This window comes from Colwellia sp. MB02u-9 (genome assembly GCF_014077085.1).
GTDB lineage: Bacteria > Pseudomonadota > Gammaproteobacteria > Enterobacterales > Alteromonadaceae > Cognaticolwellia.
In genome coordinates, this window is the sequence record NZ_JACGVF010000100.1 from 104,329 (window position 1) to 123,939 (window position 19,611).

Below are 19,611 nucleotides of genomic sequence, written 5' to 3' on the forward strand. Positions count from 1 at the left end.
TTTACCCTCTGAGTCGCCTGACCTAGGGTATTCATTTAGCGGTATATTAGATTTATTTTCAAGCTTATAAGTTTACAACTAAATACCCAAATGGCCAGTTTATAAGACTTATGTTCGGTATTATTAATTTTAATAAAGATCCCCACACACAGCTTCCATCTTGAACTATAAACCTGTGCCGCTAACCTTGCATGCTCAATAACTTAGCAAAATGGCTATAACCCTATACGGTTAAATTTGTTTTCTGCACGACTTAACTTAGCCGGCTCAGACTTAAATTAACTTAGTAAACTTAACAGACTTAATAGAGTTGGTAGACTGAGGATTATTAACCTGTATTGCCTTATAAGGATAACGTATAATAAAAATTATGAAATAATACTTAGGTCTTAAGTAGGTATTATATATCAATAATAGTCGACCCTAATTTTTATCAAGTAGTGGACCTATATGAGCGGACAACAAAAACAAGAAGCTTTAGTACAAGCATTCAAAGATTTATTAAAGCAAGAACAATTTAGTTCACAAGCTGATATTGCCGAAGCCTTAAAATCTCAAGGCTTTGAAAATATTAGTCAGTCGAAAGTATCGCGTATGCTAAGCAAGTTTGGTGCGGTACGAACCCGTAATGCCCGGCAAGAAATGGTTTATTGCTTGCCGGCAGAATTGGGTATGCCTACGGCTAAAAGCCCACTCAAACAATTAGTACTCGATATTGAGCACAATGACGTTATGGTGATTATTCGAACGAGTCCTGGTGCGGCGCAATTAATCGCGCGCTTGCTCGACAGTTTAAGTAAAAGTGATGGTGTACTTGGTACTATTGCTGGTGATGATACTATTTTTATTGCCCCGACTGACGTTAAAGCAATAAAACAAACCATTGTTAGGCTTGAAGCATTATTTTTGAAAAACTTAACTTAAGTCTTTAATTCAGGATGGGGTTTACTTATTGAGTTTAATTCTTAGGTTTAATTAGGTGTCGCTCAACGCTATATTTATCTGCCAAACAATATAGCGTTGGCACTAAAATGCCCAGTATTAGTGACCAAGCTGTGCCAAAACATTTAAGCTAGGTACAAAAAATGCAGCCCCCGTTTCCGCTTGTGTATACTTGAGTAGATGATCACTATGGCCATGAGCATCACCAGCAATCATACTTTTTAGCATTAATTCAAAAGGCTCAGGCGAGTGACAATAAGCGACGAAGAACAAGCCTTGCAGCTTCATATCACCATACGGCATACTTTGGCGTAATATTTCAAGGCTATTGCCTGCACTGTCTTTTAAATTAACCCGCTTAATATGCGAAGATGGCGCTTTATTTTCTTCTGAATACTCTTCATTGTTCACTTTAGTACGTGAGAAAACGTCTTCTTGCTCTTTAACTTCCAATGAGTTCCACAAATTTAAGTTATGGCGATAACGCTGGATATGCAGATAACTACCCGCAGAAAATTCGGCATCTTGTGCGTCGGTGATCAGCGCAACACGACGACGGTGATGGCCTTGTGGATTTTCAGTGCCATCAACAAAGCCGGTTAAGTCTCGGCCATCTAAAAAGCGAAACGCTCGAACTTGCTCAACCAATTCAACACTATCTGCTAATAACTGACAAACTTTTGTCGCAACAATATGATTTACGTCAGCTCGGTCACCACGAATTTCGATATAAAGATCATAGTTATTTGCTGGAGCGGTGCGGTCTTCTATCGCCATTTCTGGAAATTGACGTAAATGCTTAGGCCGTCCTTGCGGGTAAAGTTCATCCCAAAAGTTTGTGCCAATCGCAATAACGCCCGCTAAATTGGCTTCTGAAAAACGGTCAGCATATTTATCAAATAAGGCGGGTAAACGCGATAGTGCTTTACGTAAAAATAAATTTTTATCATCTAACGCATTAAATAATAAATAATATCCGTGAAGGCTGGGCTCTGCACAAACACCAAACTGCTCTCTTGCCATCTAACAATCCACTCATAAACATATCGGTTAATAACTTAATCTTACACACTTTATGACTAATGGTAGTAGAACTTTGATAAATATTTCAAACTCTTGCTCTGTTATAAATAATCAAACTGAGTGTTGAGCCATTAAAATAATAAAAGCCTGTGTAAGTTAAGACACAGGCTTTTTAATGTTTTAATCGCTTTATTAACCTAAGTTATTTAGCCACGAGTAAACTCTGGATAGGCTTCCATACCACAATCAGATTGATCACAACCTTCATATTCTTCGTCTTCGCTGACTCTGATACCGATAACTTTTTTCAGCACAAACCAGACTACAAAACTAGTAGAAAACACCCAAACAAAAATGGTTGCAGCACCAATTAATTGCCCGCTAAAGCTTGATGCACTATTGGTTAATGGCACTAATAATAAGCCCAGTAAACCAACCACGCCGTGTACTGAGATAGCACCCACCGGATCATCAATTTTTATTTTATCTAAGCTGATAATGGATAACACCACCACAATACCTGCAATAGCGCCAAACAAGGTGGCCTGAATAGGTGTTGGTGTTGATGGCTCAGCCGTAATAACCACTAGCCCTGCCAAAGCACCATTTAACGCCATAGTTAAATCTGCTTTTTTAAAGAGCAATTTAGCTAGAACTAACGCCGAGATTGCACCTGCCGCTGCTGCTGCATTGGTATTTAGAAATACCATAGCGACTGAGTGTGAACTCGAAATATCGCCAAGTTTTAATACTGAACCACCGTTAAAGCCAAACCAACCCATCCATAAAATAAAGGTTCCTAACGTTGCCATTGGCAGGTTTGAGCCTGGTATTGCGTTTATTTGGCCATTTTTACCATATTTACCTTTACGTGCTCCTAACAGTAAAACACCCGCTAATGCCGCGGCTGCACCTGCCATATGTACGATACCCGAGCCAGCAAAGTCAGAAAAACCCAGTTCAGATAGAGTATATAAACCAAAAACAGCATTACCGCCCCAAGTCCAGCTACCTTCCATTGGGTATATAACGCCGGTTAACACTACCGCAAAGGCTAAAAAGGCCCATAGTTTCATGCGCTCAGCTACTGCACCAGAGACAATTGACATAGCAGTGGCAACAAAAACTACTTGGAAAAAGAAATCAGATGCCGCCGAATATATTGCTGCACCGGTAAAGCCATCTTCTCGTGCTGAAAAGTCTTCTAATACCTTGGCGGGATCTACCGTTTCAATACCGGATAAGAACATGCCGCCGCCATACATAATGTCGTAACCAACAAATAAGTACATCATGCAAGAAATCGCATAGAGCGCGACATTTTTAGTCAAAATTTCTGTGGTATTTTTGGCTCGAACTAAACCGGCTTCTAACATTGAGAAGCCTGCCGCCATCCACATTACCAAGGCGCCACAAATGAGGAAATAAAAGGTATCCATTGCGTACTGAAGTTGAAAAATATTTTGTTCCATGATTTTGCTCCTATATCGCTTCTACGTCTTGTTCACCAGTACGAATTCGCACGGCATGCTCAAGGTCATAAACAAATATTTTGCCATCACCAATTTTACCGGTATGTGCTGCTTCTGCGATGGCATCAACTAACCGTTGCACAACATCATCATTGACCGCAATTTCAAGTTTCACTTTCGGGAGAAAATCTACTTGATATTCAGCTCCCCGATATAATTCGGTATGCCCTTTCTGGCGACCAAAACCTTTTACTTCACTGACCGTTAGGCCTTCAATGCCTATTTCAGAAATAGCCTCTCTGACGCTATCAAGCTTGAATGGTTTTATAATTGCACTTACTAGTTTCATGTTGTTATTCCCTAATTATTATTAACTAATACTTATCAATCTTCATGCCAATTAAAATACTGTATAAAAACAATTAGATAGGAATTTACAGCTTGATACTGCCGCACCAGGATAGTGCGTATGAAATTTATTTGTCAGCTACTGGTGCAATATTTTCAGCAAGAAAAATTAGCCCCTCTCCATGAAAACAGAGCTAAATGAGTAAGGCTTAATAGCTAGATTTTTGTACAAACTGATATGTCAGGCATTAATGTAAAAACTAAAGACCTAATGGCATTAAGCTAAAGGGGGAGGTTTCAGTGAGGTATTCAATGAGGCATTAAAGGCTGATATTAAGCAGAATTGTTGAAGTTTTCAGTGAGGGATAAAAGCTGATACTCAAGCAGCCGTTGAGGCTTTTTCAAACCAAAATTTCATTAAAAAAATGTCGGCGCTAGCGCTTTCTTAATGGCTAGAGACTGGTATTAATACTTATATTGATACATGTAAAGTATCAATATAAGTTGTGATTAATGTCGCTATAAACAATGAAATGGCATAACCATTAAAAAATCATTGCCGCGCCTGGATTGATAATGGCCAACATACTTAAACGCTCTAAGTCACAAAAATTGATCGCCTCTTGTATCGTGTTTTCATCTATCGGTAATTGCTGCAAGGCATCTTCGCTTAATAACAACTCAATAGGGTGTGAGCTACAATCAAACTGGCTCAACATAATGCGTTTTGCTAGATACAAGAGTTTAATTTCATCTGTGCTGTAAGAGAAATCGCTATTATCTTGATTACGAATAGGTTCGATAATGCTGTACGGTAATTGCCATTGCTTTAAAAGTTCAGCGCTGCATTCACCGTAAGTAAAACCAAGTTCATGATGTTGCTTTTCCCAAGGGAGCTGTGGTGAAGAAAAATTGTTAGCCGCTAATATTTTTTCTGGCGATATTTGCTGAACAACAAGCTCACCCAAGTTATGTAGTAACCCGATAATAAACAAGCGTTCAGCATTGGGGATATTAAGTTTGCTGCCGATATATTTGATAATGAGCGCACAATCCACACTTTTACACCAAAAGTCATCTAAATAGTCCTGTTCAACATTGACTTTTTTAAAGGTGCGGTTAGTAAAAAAAGCTATCACTAAATTATAAACTTCAGTAATGCCCAACACGAGTAAGGCTTTAGAGATAGTATCAATTTTTCCTGGATAATTAAAAAATGAGCTATTAGCAAGTTTTAAAATGGTTGCCACTAATGCCGGGTCCAAAAGAATAACATCAGCAATATCGTCAATCGTTGACTGTTCATCATCAATCAACTCTTTAATGCGGACAAAAGAATCTGAAAGTACAAATATTTCACCGGCTGCTTTTGCATAATCGTTCACATTCTTCATAATGACCCTCACATCTCTTTTATCGCTATAACTCACGTAGCGGTAAAATTAAACCGCCCCGTAATAGTTAAAATATAATCTATCCTAGGTAAATTGATTATCCTTGGCAATAATTAACTTACCTGCAAACTAACATGATATGACGTAAATTTACGTAAATTAATCACACCGGTTTCAAAAATCAAATATTGCCCTTTTATCCCGAGTAAAACACCTGAAACTTCGGGCGTTTTATCAAAATTAAAAGATGATATTTTTGTTAAATATTGCTTAACGGGGAAATGCAGGTTAACCACATCCTCATCCAACTCAGTCACGGCATCAGCACCATATTTTAAGCTAACACTTGCCAATTTTTCGGCGATTTTAGGCTTGAGTTCTTCAGCAATAACTTTTAAATCTATCGCTTCTGCACTGCCTTTAAGCATCGCCCGCCAATTGGTTTTATCCGCAATAAATTCAGCTAAAGCAACTTCTAATAGCCCTGATTGTAAGCGAGTGCTGACTTTAAAGATAGGTAATGCCTGAGTAGCACCCTGGTCAATCCAACGCGTTGGAATTTGTGTATGACGGGTAATGCCAACCTTTAAACCTGAGGTATTGGCGAGATAGACATAATGCGGGATCATACAATTACTTTCGCCCCATTCTGGCTCTCGACAAGTGCCTTGTTCAAAGTGGCAAGTTTCTGGTTTCATAATACACATGTCACATTGCGCAAGTTTTTGCATACAAGGAAAACAATAACCTTGAGCATAACTTTTTTTGACTTTTCTGCCACAATGCTGACAATCTATATGACCACTAAAATTCAGCGTTAGGTGCTTGCCTATTAGGGGATTTAACTCAACTTCTTGCTCACCGAGCACCATACGGTAATTTACCGTACCATCTACCGCTAAATCCGCACGCATTTTGCGTAAAGCACCTGTTTCTGTTTGCAACATATCTCAACCTATTATTTTTTCAGGCACCAATAGTATAAAAATCACCAACTAGCAGCCAGTATTAATTCATTTTTATCTCGAATCTCAACAAAAAAATTGCGAAAATGCATCATTAGCTCTCTGATCAGACTTTATTACTATGTGGTACGTTTATTTTCTTCGTTGTGCCGACAATAGCCTTTATGCGGGTATTACCACCTCACTTGAACGACGGGTACTTGAGCACAACGAATGTAACAAAAAAGCGGCAAAATATACCCGAGCTCGCCGTCCGGTAACTTTAGCTTACGCTGAATCTCAACCAAATCGACAGCAAGCAAGTCGTCGCGAGTATCAGCTTAAGCAACTTAGCAAACATAATAAAGAACAACTCGTTTATAACTATTCGCTGCAGCTGTTAGCTTAAAGGCCTTAGTTTTACTGGTCTGCTTTGTCAGTTAAATATTAATAAGCTTCGATTTTGACTAAGCATACTGATAGAATAGCACCGATTTCAATAGCTTAAAGTGATGACAAGACTCCATGTTTTTAGAGAATTATTGCCGAATTTCGGATGATAAAATTAGTTTCACACGTCAACAGGCGAGTGATTTTGCTAAACAAATTGCTGACGATTTTAATCCTCTACATGACATAAACGCTAAACGCTTTTGTGTTCCAGGTGACTTACTGTTTTCATTAATATTAGAGCGCGCAGGATTGCACCAAGAAATGAGCTTTAGATTTTCTGGTATGGTCACAGACGCCACTACCTTAAATATTCCAACAGAAATCAACAGCACCGCGCGTATTACTGACGATAAGCAAAAAGAATATTTGAATATGTCGGTGGCCGGTAATCACACAAAAAACAGCCAATCGATTGAAGCGTTAACGCGCGCTTATGTTGAATTTTCAGGACATACTTTTCCACATATTTTGGTCGACTTAATGCAAAAAAATAAGGTGATGATCAACCCAACTCGCCCTATGGTTATGTACGAAAGTATGTCTATTAAACTGGATAATCTTGATTTTCAAGATATCACCTTACGTTTATCTTCAACCACTTTAGCGATAGAAGGCAAACGCGGTAACGCCTGTTTATCATTTGATTTAGTTTCACAAGAAAAAATCATCGGCCACGGTAAAAAGTTCATGCTACTAAGTGGCTTGCGAGACTACTGCCAAGAGACCATTGATAGTATTGTCACGCAATATAATCATACTAAAGCCCAGTATATCGCCCAGAAAAATTAACACTATATAATAAAAGTGAGTCATTGAAATTAAAGCTAATGACTCACTTTTATTAGCGTTTAAATTAAGCACTATGCAAGCCGTTACAATCACATCTCACCTGCTATTAACGACGTAATTTTCTCCCCAACCAAGACAAACCTTGATCTGTTTTTACTGCTGCTTGACGAAAATAGCGCTGGCTTTTTTTTAAGCCTATTTTTGCCCACGGGTATTCCAAACTTAACATCGCTAAACCCAGCGGTATAAAAATCATTGCAGGGCCAGGCAGTAAGATAAAAACCATACCGAGCAATAAGCATAAAAAACCTAGCATAATGCTTGCGATGCGCTTTATTTTTAACAGTCTATTTTTTTGCATACTTTACGCCCTCTTTACTGTTAACTTGTCTATTTAACAAGCCTATTTAACAATCCTACTTAACAAGTTAAGAGCAAAAGCCGTTCCAAAAATAATTATCATTAGTTATCAAATAACTAAATTCAAAATACCTTGAAGTCATGAGACTCAAGTGGTGTAAAAGACAATCCATTAGTGAATATTACAAACACAAGCTTAATAGCTTTTTTCAAATTCAGTTTGCTGGCTACGCTTGTCTTCAACACATTTAGCAAAATCTTGTATAGATTTTGGTCGAGCACACTTTTTCGCTGGTTGATAAAATACCAGCCAAGCCTGTAACTGTTCACCTTGATATTTTGAACGCATCACTAGAGGGTTATTGCTAGCAAAAGGCACTAAAGCTTTACTATTTTTGTATAGCTTAAGGGCAGCGGATTGACTACGGTTTTTATTTTGTGCTTTCTTACTAGCGAGCTTTTGCTTTGATTTTTTCTCTCGCTTAGACTTGGATTTGGATTTGGACTTAGCTTTAAGTTTACCGGTTTCACAGCGCCACCATCTATCGCGTGCTTTAGCTTCTTTGCTCGACAAACTATGACTGCGTTTATGTGTATTGGCTTGGCGTTGTTGCGCTTGAATATTATCGAGTTTTTGACGATAGTCTTGGCAGTGTTTTTTCCCCGCTGTCGCCGAAAATGAAGCGCATAAAAGCATCAACATTAGGCTAGAAAGCATTATCCGTTTCATCGACTATCATCCATTAAATTCTATTTTATGCAAAAGTGTAGTCAACATTGAAGAAATTTCGACCTTAAATAGTTGTTTTCCTAAAGTATTGTTTAAGTGTTTTTTAAGTAAGTAAGCAAACGAATAGCCCTAAATGCTGAAATGCTTCTATACTGTCTTTAAAACTGCCCAAGATATTCGTTTTGATCATTTGGGCTCAGATACTAAAAAGGAACAAGGATGTTTCAAGCAACCACATATCAAAAAATTTTCTGCTTTAACTTTTTAATCTTCGTATTGCCCTGCGTACTTGCTCAGCAAGCAAACCTAGAAATAAAAAAGCCACAAAAGCCTCAGCTACAGCTTGCTACTAAATATCAGCAGAGCGCGGTTATTGAAGATTACTGGGTAAGCGAGAAGTTAGACGGTGTACGCGGATACTGGACTGGACAACAACTATTAACCCGCAATGGCAATGTTTTGTCACCACCGGGTTGGTTTATTGAACATTGGCCTAACATACCTATGGGGGGTGAACTTTGGAGCGGCCGAGGACAATTTGCCCAAATCAGCGCCTGTGTTCGACGTAAACACTCAGATGGAAAATGCTGGAAAAAGCTTAAATTAATGCTTTTCGACTTACCCAATCACAGCGCTGATTTTACTCAGCGTATTGTGACCATGAAGCAATTGATAGCAAGTAATAGCTCGCCTTACCTCGCGATGATTAAGCAAAAAAAGCTCGCCAGTAATATGGCCTTGTATGATCTGTTGGATGACACTGTTGCTCATAATGGCGAAGGCTTAATGCTGCACCTAGCATCAGCAAATTATCAAAGTGGCCGTAGCAAGAACCTATTAAAACTAAAAATATATCAAGACGCTGAAGCGCTAGTCATTGCGCATACGCTAGGTAAAGGAAAATACCAAGGTTTACTGGGCGCCGTTAAAGTAAAAACCCCCGAAGGTATCACTTTTAAAATAGGCACAGGTTTTTCCGATCAGCAGCGCCAGCAACCACCTAAAATTGGCAGCATAATAACCTATAAATACATTGGTAAAACACAACGGGGTGTGCCAAAGTTTGCCAGCTTTCTTCGCATTAAAAATCAACATTAGTCGCACAAATCAATTTAACCAATCTAAGGCGCATTAAATTATGGAGTTTCATTTATGGCTATCACTCGTGGTTATTTGTATTCTTGGTGCCCTTTCACCAGGCCCAAGCTTGGCCGTAGTGATTAAAAACACTTTAAATGGTGGTGCAGGCCAAGGTTATGCCACCGCCATCAGTCACGGCTTAGGTGTGGCGTTATATGCGGCAATAACCGCAACAGGTATCGGTCTGCTTATCGTGCAATCACCCATGTTGTTTTCAGCCATAAAATACGCTGGTGCGGCTTTTCTTTTGTATTTGGGTATTAAAGCGCTAATGAGTAAACAACAAAACATTCAGTTTGTCCAACAAGGTAAAACAATAGATCCAACCATTAATGGTTGGCGAGATGGTTTTTTGATTGCTTTTTTGAACCCTAAATTAGCGATTTTTTTTCTCGCTTTATTTAGTCAGTTTGTTGATCCTAACGCAGGTTGGCAGCAAAAAGCTGTGATGACCGCCACTGTCGGCATTATTGATATGCTGTGGTATGTCATTATTGCTTTTATGATGTCACGCGGGCCTATTTTAGAAAAATTAAAAGCCAATAGTCATCTGGTAGACAAGGTTACCGGTAGCTTTTTGATTTTATTGGCCGCACGCGTGGTGTTAAATTAAGACTACCTAAAGTGGACAAATGTTCACTAGCTGAGACAAATAATAATAAGGTTTGCTTGACCCTAAACTAGACAAGCAAACTAGACAGGAAAAAGTTGAAATTTATGCGCTCGGTTTATATATAAAATACAAACATTTAAGCCCTTTACCTTGATGCGCTTCTTTAAATACTGCGGGTGACTTAAGTTGATATTGAAAAATGCACTCAGGGCATTCTCTTGCAACCTCAGCCATTAAAAAATCCACATTAAGATCAGGGGAATTTAAGCACAACAATACATCACCATTGTCTGACATTAGCTCAGGCAAGCGACGAATAATTTTCTTATAGTCTCTGACAATATCAACACTCCCTTTTTGAAAAGATGGCGGATCGCACACTAATAACTGATACGGTCCATACCTTTTCAGGCGTCCATAAGACTTAAAAATGTCAACACCTTCAAAAATAACTTTGCTGAGATCTTGTTGGTTTAATCTGTGGTTTTCTCGACCTTTAGTTAATGAGCTTTTGCTCATGTCAACGTTCACCACTTTACTGGCGTTACCAGCCAATGCCGCAACAGAAAAAGCACAAGTATAAGAGAATAAATTTAATACCTGCTTATTTTCACTATGCTTTTGAACCCAGTCTCGGCCATTACGCATATCCAAAAACAAACCCGAATTTTGCGCTTTACCTAAACTAATATGGTATTTCAAACCATACTCTACAGCACACAAGTCAGTGACTTCCTGCCCCCAGAGCAATTCACATGGAGCAAATTGACGGCAGCGGTATTGCACTTGAATTGATTGACACTTATCGCTCAAGGTCTGTAAGGCCGCTACTTGTTCTGCTAGCCAATTAGCTTCAACTTCTTGATATAAACTGATCAAAATGACGGGTTCAAACCAATCAACATTGACATGTGACAATGCCGGGTATGCATGGCCACGGCCATGAAATAATCGCTGGCTTTCACTAAAATCAGATACGGAGATAAATTCAATCATTATAAGCAGCTCTAGCTAGAAAAAATAAGGCCGGATAATAACAAATTATCCGGCCTTAAGTCTTATTTAACGTGTTTTATTCGTCTTAAATTATGCTTGCTTACCAAATGGTTAAAAGCCAAAGATGCTATAGCCAAAGAATTTTTGCAGCACAGTATTAATAAAGATAGCAAAAACAATAACAGGGATAAAAGTACCTAAAGAGAAGTTAATATACTTTTCGGCCCAAGACCCTATATAGTTTGCATTACCTCTCGCTAGCTCTTCAGATAAATTAAGTTTCTTCCAACGATAGCTAACAAATACACATAATAAAAAGCCATTCAAGGGTAAAATAGTCTCGTAGAAAACATCATATACCACATCAAAAAATGACCGAACGCCGCCAGCATATGAGGTAAACTCGGTAAAGAATGACACCATACCAAACGACAAGGTAGCAAAAATAGTGAGTAGCCCAGCACTCATCAATAATATTGACAATGCTTTCTTACGGCTGTGTTTTTTCTCTGTGACTAGATAGGAAACCGGTACTTCTAAAATTGACACTAGTGAGGTGATGGCCGCAAAGAATACTAAAGTGAAGAAAAATGCCGCAACAGCACTCGCGCCGATGTAACCGATTGAGCTTTGTAAGGCTAAAAATATTTTAGGTAAAAAGGTAAAAATTAATGACACTGAACTATCACTTAATTCAGCTGGATTAACGTTGGGATTAAATGAAAATACCGCGGGTAAAATCATTAAGCCAGCGATGAATGCTACCGCCGTATCGGTCAGAGCAACAAGTTTTGCGGAGCCAACAATATCCGTTTTACGGTCAATATAAGAGCCATAAGTGATCAATATCCCCATACCTAGAGACAAGGAGAAAAATGCTTGTGATAAAGCGCCATTAATTACCGATGGGGTAATTTTAGCAACATCCGGAATTAAAAAGAACTCAACACCTAAAAGCGCATTCTCTAGTGTTAGGACATAACCCACCATAATCAGTAGCATAATAAACAAGGTTGGCATCAATATTTTTGAGGCGCGCTCAATGCCATCTTTAACACCCGCCACAAGAATAAAGTTAATAATGGCTGCCACGACAATCATACCCAAAAATAAGTAGGGGCTATTAACAAACTCACTAAAGCCGTTATTACTGGCTAAATAATCTAAATTACCGCTTAGTGTTAGCACAAGATAGCCAAAAATCCATACCGTTATCACCATATAAAATACAGCAATCATAAAGGGCGTTAACACGCCAAGAAAACCTGCTGCTCCCCAAGCTTTACTACCGCCACTCAACGCTTTGTAAGCCCCCACCGGTTCTTTCGCGGTTTTGCGGCCAACGGCCATTTCAGCAACCATCACAGGTAAGCATATAAGTAAAACAAAAACAGCGTACATTAATAAAAATGCACCACCACCATTTTTGGCCGCATTCACTGGAAAGCCAACCAAATTACCAATACCAACTGCAGAACCCGCAGCGGCTAAAATGAACCCTAAGCGGGAACTGAAATGCTCTCTTTCTGTACTCATAAGTATCCTTCGTTGTATTTTTTTAGGGCTAATAATTATAATTTTTTACTTCACAGCGCCCGTTTTTATTGAGGTAACTTTTATTAACTGATCGATGCTAGCAGGCTTCTTTAATAAAGTCTTGTTTTTAACCGCAGCATTTATCGAGTAGCCTGTATAATATTTGTTGCACTTGTTAAGCCCCATTAACCATAAAACTTTACGTTCATAATATTGAAGATATTATCGGTTTCTATTGTCGCGAAATTTGCCGCAATTTCTAAATCATCTGTTGATATTTTCAAGGCCTGACATAGTGTTGCATCAATACTATCATCGTAACTAAAAATCTCAGGATGACACGCGACTAATGCCAATCTTGAGGCTAAATACAGCACGTTAACATCTTTATTGAGTTCAATATTATGGGCATTATTATAGTGGCGAATAGGTAAAATTATTTTTTCTGGTAACTGCCAAATTTTAAGTAACTCAGCAGAGACTTCAGCGTAACTAAAACCCAATACCTGTTGCTGTAATTGCCACGGTAATACATCCGCATTATAAGCTTCGCATTGCTTTGCTAACGCGGGCGAAATTTTGGCCACAATAAGCTCGCCAAAATTTTGTAATAAGCCCGCAACAAATAGCCGTTCTATGTCTCGAATTCCGGCGGTAATGGCTAAGTTCTTTGTCACTAAACCACAAAATACACTGAGACGCCAAAAGCGCTTTAAATCGATCGACTGATTTGAAAAGTGCTTAAAGGCTGTCGCGGCTACGTCGACTAGCATCAGGTTGTAGATGGCTTGCGTACCAATAATAGTAATGGCACGTGAAATGGTACTGATCTCACCCGGGAAGCTGTAAATGGCACTATTAGACATTTGTAATAAACGCGATGTCATCGAGGGATCCACACGGATGACATTGGCGAAATCTTCTAGCGTAGAACTCTCATCTTCCATTAAGGCTTTTATTTTAAAACACGCGTCGGGTAAGGCAAAAGAACCATTGGCTTGCTGGGCATATTCAAGAGCATTCATTAATTCATAATTTCCTTATTTAAGCGCTTCACGACTGAATTTAATCGCCCTAATTAAAAGCTTGTCAGTTTATTTATTGCCCAAATGTTGAACCAAAAAAATCATCACTATGCCACTCTGGTCGTGCCACTTGGTTAGCAATTTCCAAACCTATCATCATATTAACCAATGCAAAGTTAGCCGCCGCTTGGTAATTTATGGGTAAGCTGATTTCGTCACTGTGTTGGTGGTAATGATTTTTCAAGAAATCACCAAATACTGCACCACCATCAATACTTGCATCTGTTGATTTAAAACCTGTCATTAAAAAGACCGATGGAATGCCAACCTTAACAAAGCTGTAATGATCACTACGGGTAAAAAGCGCCTGTTCTGGCATTGGGTCTTCACTCAGTTCTATATCGATTTTCTGTGCTGCTGTCGCGACAATTTTCCCCATCGTTGAATGAGTAGAGCCAAAAGCGATAACATCAGCAAAGGGATATAAAATTAACGGCATATCTAAATTCACATTGGCGACTAATTGCGACACAGGTAGGGTGGGATTATTGGCAAAATAACTCGAACCTAGCAAACCTTTTTCTTCGCCGGTCACGACAACAAACAACACTGAACGTTTTGGCTTAATTGGCATTTGTGCTAATAAACGTGCGGTTTCAAGTAAAATGGCCACACCCGAAGCATTATCTAAGGCGCCATTATTGATAGTGTCTTCATTGTCACTATCAACGCTTATGCCAATGTGATCAAGGTGGGCACTAAAAACAACATATTCGTTTTTTAATTTTTCATCGCTACCTGTAACGGCAGCGATAATATTAGGGCTAGTGATCTGTTCATGACGTGAGCGGTTTTTCAAGGTAACTTGATAAGGCAAAGCAAAACCTTTAATGGCCATATCATTAGTGTCGGCAGCGTAAATATCCGCTAGTGTGCTTGCTGCGCCTACAAATAACGCCTCGGCTGCCTCTGGGGCTATATAAGCTCCCGTTATAATTTTTTCTTGTTTACCAAACGGCATATTATCTTGAGTAAGCCAGCTGACACTTGGCGCTTTTGCATATTGCGCTGATTTTTCAAAACTGCGCACTTTTTCACGCTTGGGACTGTGTATCGTAATAAAACCGATAGCACCATGTTCTGCAGCATGTCGACTCTTCTCCGCATTTGAGCCGATATGTGCACCTTCTTCAGAGGGTAAATCATCAGGTCGGCCGGTTAAAGCAACAACAATTTTGCCATTAACATCAATGTTTTCATAATCGTTATAACCAAACTCTGCAGATATAACCCCGTAACCAACAAACACGGTTGGGGCGGTAATCGCCGTTTCATTTTGTAAGCTTGAGCCTGACATTAAAAAATCGGTCAAAAAATTCAGTTCAATATCGCCCGCTAAGCCATGAATAGTTGCTTGGGCAGAGTCGTCAATAAGATAACTTTTACGAAATCGGACTTGCTGTTCAAAACCGAGAGACTCATTGGTGATATTGCTCCCTTGTGGAGTTAACCCCAGCTGCTTAAAATAAGATTTCACATAGTTGGCCGCAATTTGGTAGCCACTACTACCGGTATCTCTACCCTGTAAGGTGTCATCAGCCAGAAATTCTATATGGGCTTTGATATTGTCAGCATTAACCTCACTAGATAAGTCTTTTAGGTTAATTTGCAAGGGCGCAGAGGTTGGCTTATTACAGCCAAATAAAGCGATGATAGCCAGGGCAACTAGGCTTGATTTTTTGATTATCTTTGATGGGTATATATTCATGGTATTTCATTAACCTCTACCAATTGGACACTTAAATTACTTGCTAATTGGGCAATTAATGCAGTCATTTGGTTTTATTATTTTATAATTACATTTTGGCTTATTTAGCAATATACCTGACTAAAATTGGCTAAAATTGGCTAAAAACATCTCAAGACACTATATCGACTGTCATGTAAGAAAACTAGTTCCACATTGCAAAAGCAAACGCTGGCTAAACCAAGCAGTGTTAATATAACTTTGCACGCTTGTGCTTGTTAGTCGAAAATAGGTACGCCCGAGTAGCGCTTTACATGCTCCATAACTACATAAGTATGGGTTTGAGAGACTCCTGGCAACTCAACAATATTACCTAATAGTATCCGATAGGCTTCCATATTTTCAAAACGTAATTTTAATAAATAATCAAAGCCACCAACTACCATGTGGCATTCAGCTACTTCTTTAATTTCAATAACCTGTGCACGAAATTTATTAAATATATCCGCAGTGGTACGATCAAGCGTCACTTGAATAAAAGCTGTCATGCCATAATTTAATTTACTGGCATTTAAAAAAGCACCGTAGCGCTCGATATAGCCTTCTTGTTCAAGACGTTTTACCCGCTCTAAGCACGGGCTAGCACTTAAATTGACTCGTTGTGCCAGTGTACTATTTGAAATTCGACCATTTTTTTGTAAAGCATCTAAAATAGTTAAATCGATACGGTCTAAGGTTTTAGGTTTGTTACTTGTCATTTTCAGTCAATTTTATGGTTAATCACTTTATTTACAGCATAAATTACCGCAAACAGCTAAAAAACTCCAACACATTCAAATTTTAGTTCATTTAAATGCAGAGCAAAAATAGCCCTTATGATGATAAAATAATTATTTGGCTAAGGTTAGATCTAAAAAATCCACACATAAGATCGTTATTAGTGGATTTTTACCGCATTTTTCTTTCAGTACTAAATGCTAGGGTTTAGCTTTGACTGAACAAAAGGCTAGTTATTTCTTCGGCTGGTAACGGTTTAAAATAGTAATAACCTTGACCATAAACACAGCCCATTGCTCTTAATAATTGCGCATCCGATTCATGTTCAATACCTTCACCCACCGTCTCCATATTTAAATTGGCGGCTAAATCAATAATGGTTTTAATGATCGCTTGATGATTACTTCTTTCGTGTACACTATTAATAAAAGAACGATCTATTTTGATCACATCCATTGGAAAACGATGCAAATAGCTTAAACTCGAATAGCCGGTACCAAAATCGTCAAGCAATATTTTCACACCCATTTTGTTCAATAACCGCATATTTTCGAGCACAACATCACTATTGTCTAACAAAGCTCGCTCGGTCAATTCGACACGAATTTGATGCGGTTGCACACCGGTTTTATCGATAATAGCTTGAATATCTTGCGGTAAATGTAAACTGAAAAAATGATTACAATATAAGTTACAACTGACATAAAGTTGATCTGAGCCTGAACTCTGCTGCCACAGTTTGAGTTGTTGGCATGATTTTTCTAGAATTTGTAAATCAATCGCCATCACTAAATTGGTTTCTTCTGCTAGTGCTATAAAAGCATCCGGTAACACAAAGCCACGCTTATCACTCTGCCAGCGCGCCAAAGCCTCAAAGCCAACGATCTTACCGTCAACAAGTTGTACTATAGGTTGAAAGTAAGGCATAAATTCTTGGTTATCAATGCCCTCTCGAATATCAGTTTCCAGTGACAAGGCATTTTGCATTTTTGTATGCATACTTGAGTCAAAGACCTCAAAGCGCCCTTTACCGTTATTTTTTGCGTGATACATGGCTATATCGGCATCTCTGAGCATAGAATCCGCGTTGGTGTAGCGTTCGTCATTAAATAACACCCCTATGCTGGTGCCTATAAATATGGTCTGCTTTTCAATGATAAAGGGTGAAGATAACAAGGCTGTTATGCGATCGGCAATTTCATATGTTCCAGCAGTGCTTTCTATATTTTCTATTAAAATAACAAATTCATCACCACCTAAGCGCGCAACAGTGTCATTGCCTCTGACCACGTCAATTAACGCTCGAGCAATTTCTTTCAATAACAGGTCGCCAGCGTGATGACCTAAATTGTCGTTGACCATTTTAAAGCGGTCTAAATCTAGGAAAAATACAGCAAATTTAAATTCTGGTCGCCGTTTATTACAGGCAATAGCACTATTTAATACCTCAATAAATACGCCTCGATTAGGTAAACCGGTGAGAATATCGTGTGAGGCAGCATGCTGCAGTTGTTTTTCGGCTGCTTTACGCTGTTTAATTTCATCTTCTAAATCGGCAGTGCGCAGTTTTACTTGGTGCTCTAACAGTTCATGCGCTTTGCGCTCATTATCAGTAATTTTACGACGATTCATCGCTGAGGCCACATGGCGTGAAACAAATCGCAATAACTCAGCATCTTGTTCCGTAAAGCATATTGCTTGCTGGTAACTTTGTAAAACCATAGCACCGAGCATTTCACCCGCATGAACTAATGGCACGCCAAGCCACGATACAACATTAACATCCGGCTTAATGGTTTTACCTTGTTGATGTAACGCTAACATAGCTTGCTGGTCTAGCAACACAGTTTCGCCGCTTCTTAAAACTAATTCAGTAAAATGGTTTGACAGTTTTCTTGCTTGATAATTTTGGTCGGTGTTATTACAGCCTTGGTCAAGGAGATAAGCAAAAAACAGTTCATCATCTATTTGATTATATTCAGCAATATAAAAATTTTCTGCATTGATTAACTGTCCAACAATGTTGTGCACCATGTTGTAAAAAGTATCAATATCTAGATCGTGATCATTGGTGAGTTCTGAAATTCGGTATAACGACTCTTGCAGTAACTCCGCTTTCTCTCGATCGCGAATTTGTGCCATTAATTCTTGTGTACGTGCATCAACAGCGGCTTGTAATCGCTCTCGATCCTGTAAGCGCGTTAATGCAGTGACAATATGTTGAGCGGCAAATTCCAGTAAATCTCGTTCATACTCTTGATAGCGCGTTGCTGCAGAGTAACTTTGCACGGCCATAAGCCCGATGACAAAACCATCGTGTATCAAAGGTACGCCGAGCCAATCGATGCCTGAGGCTCCGATAGACTTAATTTTTTTCTCTTGCGCTAGTTGTGCAATAACTTCTGGTGTCGCCAATAAAGCTTTTCCATGTTCAATAACATAATTTGTTATTGAACCTTTAAAGTCATCCATGGGGTAAACACCCAGCTCCATTTTATCTTTCTCATCAATATGATAAACAATCTCTACGGTAGATAATGTTTGTTCATATAGCACGATGTAAAAGTTATTGGCACTCATCACAGTAGCAATGGCGTGATGAACTTGTTTAAAAAATTCACTAAGGTCAACACAATCAATTGATAATTGGTTTAGGGTCAATAAGGTGGTGTAGCGGTCTTGAAGCTTTTGATACTCGTTCAATAATGTAAGAGATTCTTTTGCCGAACCTGTATTTGAATTGGCTAATGTATCTAATGAATTTGTCAACTTTTACACCATACTGCACAGTTAAATGTTTATTATGAGGCTGATTATATATCCCCAAATTTTTTACATACCATTTAAAGTATCAAAAAACAGGCAATACATATAGCTAAAAACTTACTTTTACTGGCTAATTTTTTGAGACTCAACAACTTCTGCTTTATTGCCACAAACGCCAGTTTGTTTCTCGTCGCGATAGTAGCGAATATCAATACAATCTTGTTGGTATCTGCGTTCCAATTCTGTGCGTATCAAAGGTTTATTTTTAGTGTTAATAATTTGTTTATGCAATGACTGACATTGCTGCACTTGCTCTGCAGCTAATGTTACATCTTCACAAGCACTATTATTGCTACTACATGCTGAAAAAAATACCACGAAGGAAACTATCAGAGCCAGGTTTTTTATCATCTTACTTCTCTTTGATTTACAAAATTCGTTAATAACCAATAATAACCGATAATGAGATGGTTATGAACACTAAAATATCCCTGTGTTAGGTAAAGACGGTACAAACTCAATACAAAGTTATTTAACCTAAAGTAAAATAAACATT

At 38.6% G+C, this 19,611-nt stretch carries 19 protein-coding genes; 5 read left to right on the plus strand and 14 right to left on the minus strand.

What is annotated here, in order from left to right; genetic code table 11:
* Positions 1-450: 450 nt before the first annotated feature.
* The gene (gene argR / locus H4J65_RS16610) at positions 451-924 is read left to right on the plus strand and encodes a transcriptional regulator ArgR (RefSeq protein ID WP_182136608.1); all 474 of its coding nucleotides are present in this window, start codon (positions 451-453) and stop codon (positions 922-924) included.
* A gap of 117 nt (positions 925-1,041) precedes the next feature.
* On the opposite strand, the gene H4J65_RS16615 is transcribed toward argR, so the two are convergent.
* The 5 genes from H4J65_RS16615 to H4J65_RS16635 form a co-directional block, all read right to left on the minus strand.
* Positions 1,042-1,965 (minus strand): Dyp-type peroxidase, encoded by a 924-nt coding sequence (locus tag H4J65_RS16615; RefSeq protein ID WP_182136609.1) that lies wholly within the window; start codon positions 1,963-1,965, stop codon positions 1,042-1,044.
* A gap of 206 nt (positions 1,966-2,171) precedes the next feature.
* Entirely contained in the window at positions 2,172-3,437 is a 1,266-nt protein-coding gene (locus H4J65_RS16620; protein ID WP_182198862.1) for an ammonium transporter, read from the minus strand.
* A gap of 10 nt (positions 3,438-3,447) precedes the next feature.
* Entirely contained in the window at positions 3,448-3,786 is a 339-nt protein-coding gene (locus H4J65_RS16625) for a P-II family nitrogen regulator (RefSeq protein WP_182136611.1), read from the minus strand.
* A gap of 544 nt (positions 3,787-4,330) precedes the next feature.
* Positions 4,331-5,179 (minus strand): HDOD domain-containing protein, encoded by an 849-nt coding sequence (locus tag H4J65_RS16630; protein ID WP_182198863.1) that lies wholly within the window; start codon positions 5,177-5,179, stop codon positions 4,331-4,333.
* A gap of 113 nt (positions 5,180-5,292) precedes the next feature.
* Positions 5,293-6,093: a DUF2797 domain-containing protein gene (locus H4J65_RS16635; protein ID WP_404851956.1), complete on the minus strand. Its 801-nt coding sequence runs from the start codon at positions 6,091-6,093 to the stop codon at positions 5,293-5,295.
* A gap of 172 nt (positions 6,094-6,265) precedes the next feature.
* Here H4J65_RS16635 and H4J65_RS16640 point away from each other — a divergent pair, with 172 nt between their 5' ends.
* Positions 6,266-6,532 carry a GIY-YIG nuclease family protein gene (locus tag H4J65_RS16640; protein ID WP_182136614.1) on the plus strand — a complete coding sequence of 89 codons (267 nt, stop codon included), beginning with the start codon at positions 6,266-6,268 and terminating at the stop codon, positions 6,530-6,532.
* A 116-nt stretch (positions 6,533-6,648) separates the two neighbouring features.
* Positions 6,649-7,365 carry a DUF3581 family protein gene (locus H4J65_RS16645; RefSeq protein WP_182198865.1) on the plus strand — a complete coding sequence of 239 codons (717 nt, stop codon included), beginning with the start codon at positions 6,649-6,651 and terminating at the stop codon, positions 7,363-7,365.
* Positions 7,366-7,471: 106 nt separating this feature from the next.
* Here H4J65_RS16645 and H4J65_RS16650 read toward each other — a convergent pair whose 3' ends face one another.
* Positions 7,472-7,726, minus strand: a complete 255-nt coding sequence (locus H4J65_RS16650; RefSeq protein WP_182198866.1) for a PGPGW domain-containing protein — start codon at positions 7,724-7,726, stop codon at positions 7,472-7,474.
* 195 nt (positions 7,727-7,921) lie between these two features.
* Complete coding sequence (locus H4J65_RS16655; RefSeq protein WP_182198867.1) at positions 7,922-8,455, minus strand: hypothetical protein; 534 nt, start codon at positions 8,453-8,455, stop codon at positions 7,922-7,924.
* Positions 8,456-8,674: 219 nt separating this feature from the next.
* On the opposite strand from H4J65_RS16655, the gene H4J65_RS16660 reads away from it, so the two are divergent.
* Together H4J65_RS16660 and H4J65_RS16665 are read left to right on the plus strand one after the other, a co-directional pair.
* Complete coding sequence (locus tag H4J65_RS16660; protein ID WP_182198868.1) at positions 8,675-9,553, plus strand: DNA ligase; 879 nt, start codon at positions 8,675-8,677, stop codon at positions 9,551-9,553.
* Positions 9,554-9,593: 40 nt separating this feature from the next.
* Complete coding sequence (locus tag H4J65_RS16665; RefSeq protein ID WP_182183933.1) at positions 9,594-10,208, plus strand: LysE family translocator; 615 nt, start codon at positions 9,594-9,596, stop codon at positions 10,206-10,208.
* A 102-nt stretch (positions 10,209-10,310) separates the two neighbouring features.
* On the opposite strand, the gene H4J65_RS16670 is transcribed toward H4J65_RS16665, so the two are convergent.
* The 7 genes from H4J65_RS16670 to H4J65_RS16700 form a co-directional block, all read right to left on the minus strand.
* Complete coding sequence (locus tag H4J65_RS16670; RefSeq protein WP_182198869.1) at positions 10,311-11,204, minus strand: class I SAM-dependent methyltransferase; 894 nt, start codon at positions 11,202-11,204, stop codon at positions 10,311-10,313.
* A gap of 111 nt (positions 11,205-11,315) precedes the next feature.
* A complete protein-coding gene (locus tag H4J65_RS16675) occupies positions 11,316-12,740 on the minus strand; it encodes a sodium-dependent transporter (RefSeq protein WP_182136621.1) in 1,425 nt (474 codons plus the stop codon).
* Between the two features lie 185 nt (positions 12,741-12,925).
* Positions 12,926-13,765, minus strand: coding sequence for an HDOD domain-containing protein (locus H4J65_RS16680; protein ID WP_182136622.1), 840 nt, complete (start codon positions 13,763-13,765; stop codon positions 12,926-12,928).
* A gap of 73 nt (positions 13,766-13,838) precedes the next feature.
* Complete coding sequence (locus tag H4J65_RS16685) at positions 13,839-15,533, minus strand: M28 family metallopeptidase (RefSeq protein WP_182136623.1); 1,695 nt, start codon at positions 15,531-15,533, stop codon at positions 13,839-13,841.
* Between the two features lie 257 nt (positions 15,534-15,790).
* Positions 15,791-16,270, minus strand: a complete 480-nt coding sequence (locus tag H4J65_RS16690) for a winged helix-turn-helix transcriptional regulator (protein WP_182136624.1) — start codon at positions 16,268-16,270, stop codon at positions 15,791-15,793.
* A 226-nt stretch (positions 16,271-16,496) separates the two neighbouring features.
* Entirely contained in the window at positions 16,497-19,058 is a 2,562-nt protein-coding gene (locus H4J65_RS16695) for an EAL domain-containing protein (RefSeq protein WP_182183927.1), read from the minus strand.
* Positions 19,059-19,178: 120 nt separating this feature from the next.
* A complete protein-coding gene (locus tag H4J65_RS16700) occupies positions 19,179-19,466 on the minus strand; it encodes a hypothetical protein (protein WP_182198870.1) in 288 nt (95 codons plus the stop codon).
* Positions 19,467-19,611: the final 145 nt, after the last annotated feature.

Bases quoted from the DNA above. Each gene is read 5' to 3' on its own strand.
- argR (WP_182136608.1), top strand. From the start codon at position 451: ATGAGCGGACAACAAAAACAAGAAGCTTTAGTACAAGCATTCAAAGAT.
- H4J65_RS16625 (WP_182136611.1), bottom strand. From the start codon at position 3,786: ATGAAACTAGTAAGTGCAATTATAAAACCATTCAAGCTTGATAGCGTC.
- H4J65_RS16620 (WP_182198862.1), bottom strand. From the start codon at position 3,437: ATGGAACAAAATATTTTTCAACTTCAGTACGCAATGGATACCTTTTAT.
- H4J65_RS16635 (WP_404851956.1), bottom strand. From the start codon at position 6,093: ATGCGTGCGGATTTAGCGGTAGATGGTACGGTAAATTACCGTATGGTG.
- H4J65_RS16640 (WP_182136614.1), top strand. From the start codon at position 6,266: ATGTGGTACGTTTATTTTCTTCGTTGTGCCGACAATAGCCTTTATGCG.
- H4J65_RS16685 (WP_182136623.1), bottom strand. From the start codon at position 15,533: ATGAATATATACCCATCAAAGATAATCAAAAAATCAAGCCTAGTTGCC.
- H4J65_RS16615 (WP_182136609.1), bottom strand. From the start codon at position 1,965: ATGGCAAGAGAGCAGTTTGGTGTTTGTGCAGAGCCCAGCCTTCACGGA.
- H4J65_RS16670 (WP_182198869.1), bottom strand. From the start codon at position 11,204: ATGATTGAATTTATCTCCGTATCTGATTTTAGTGAAAGCCAGCGATTA.
- H4J65_RS16665 (WP_182183933.1), top strand. From the start codon at position 9,594: ATGGAGTTTCATTTATGGCTATCACTCGTGGTTATTTGTATTCTTGGT.
- H4J65_RS16690 (WP_182136624.1), bottom strand. From the start codon at position 16,270: ATGACAAGTAACAAACCTAAAACCTTAGACCGTATCGATTTAACTATT.
- H4J65_RS16675 (WP_182136621.1), bottom strand. From the start codon at position 12,740: ATGAGTACAGAAAGAGAGCATTTCAGTTCCCGCTTAGGGTTCATTTTA.
- H4J65_RS16630 (WP_182198863.1), bottom strand. From the start codon at position 5,179: ATGAAGAATGTGAACGATTATGCAAAAGCAGCCGGTGAAATATTTGTA.
- H4J65_RS16700 (WP_182198870.1), bottom strand. From the start codon at position 19,466: ATGATAAAAAACCTGGCTCTGATAGTTTCCTTCGTGGTATTTTTTTCA.
- H4J65_RS16650 (WP_182198866.1), bottom strand. From the start codon at position 7,726: ATGCAAAAAAATAGACTGTTAAAAATAAAGCGCATCGCAAGCATTATG.
- H4J65_RS16660 (WP_182198868.1), top strand. From the start codon at position 8,675: ATGTTTCAAGCAACCACATATCAAAAAATTTTCTGCTTTAACTTTTTA.
- H4J65_RS16680 (WP_182136622.1), bottom strand. From the start codon at position 13,765: ATGAATGCTCTTGAATATGCCCAGCAAGCCAATGGTTCTTTTGCCTTA.
- H4J65_RS16655 (WP_182198867.1), bottom strand. From the start codon at position 8,455: ATGAAACGGATAATGCTTTCTAGCCTAATGTTGATGCTTTTATGCGCT.
- H4J65_RS16645 (WP_182198865.1), top strand. From the start codon at position 6,649: ATGTTTTTAGAGAATTATTGCCGAATTTCGGATGATAAAATTAGTTTC.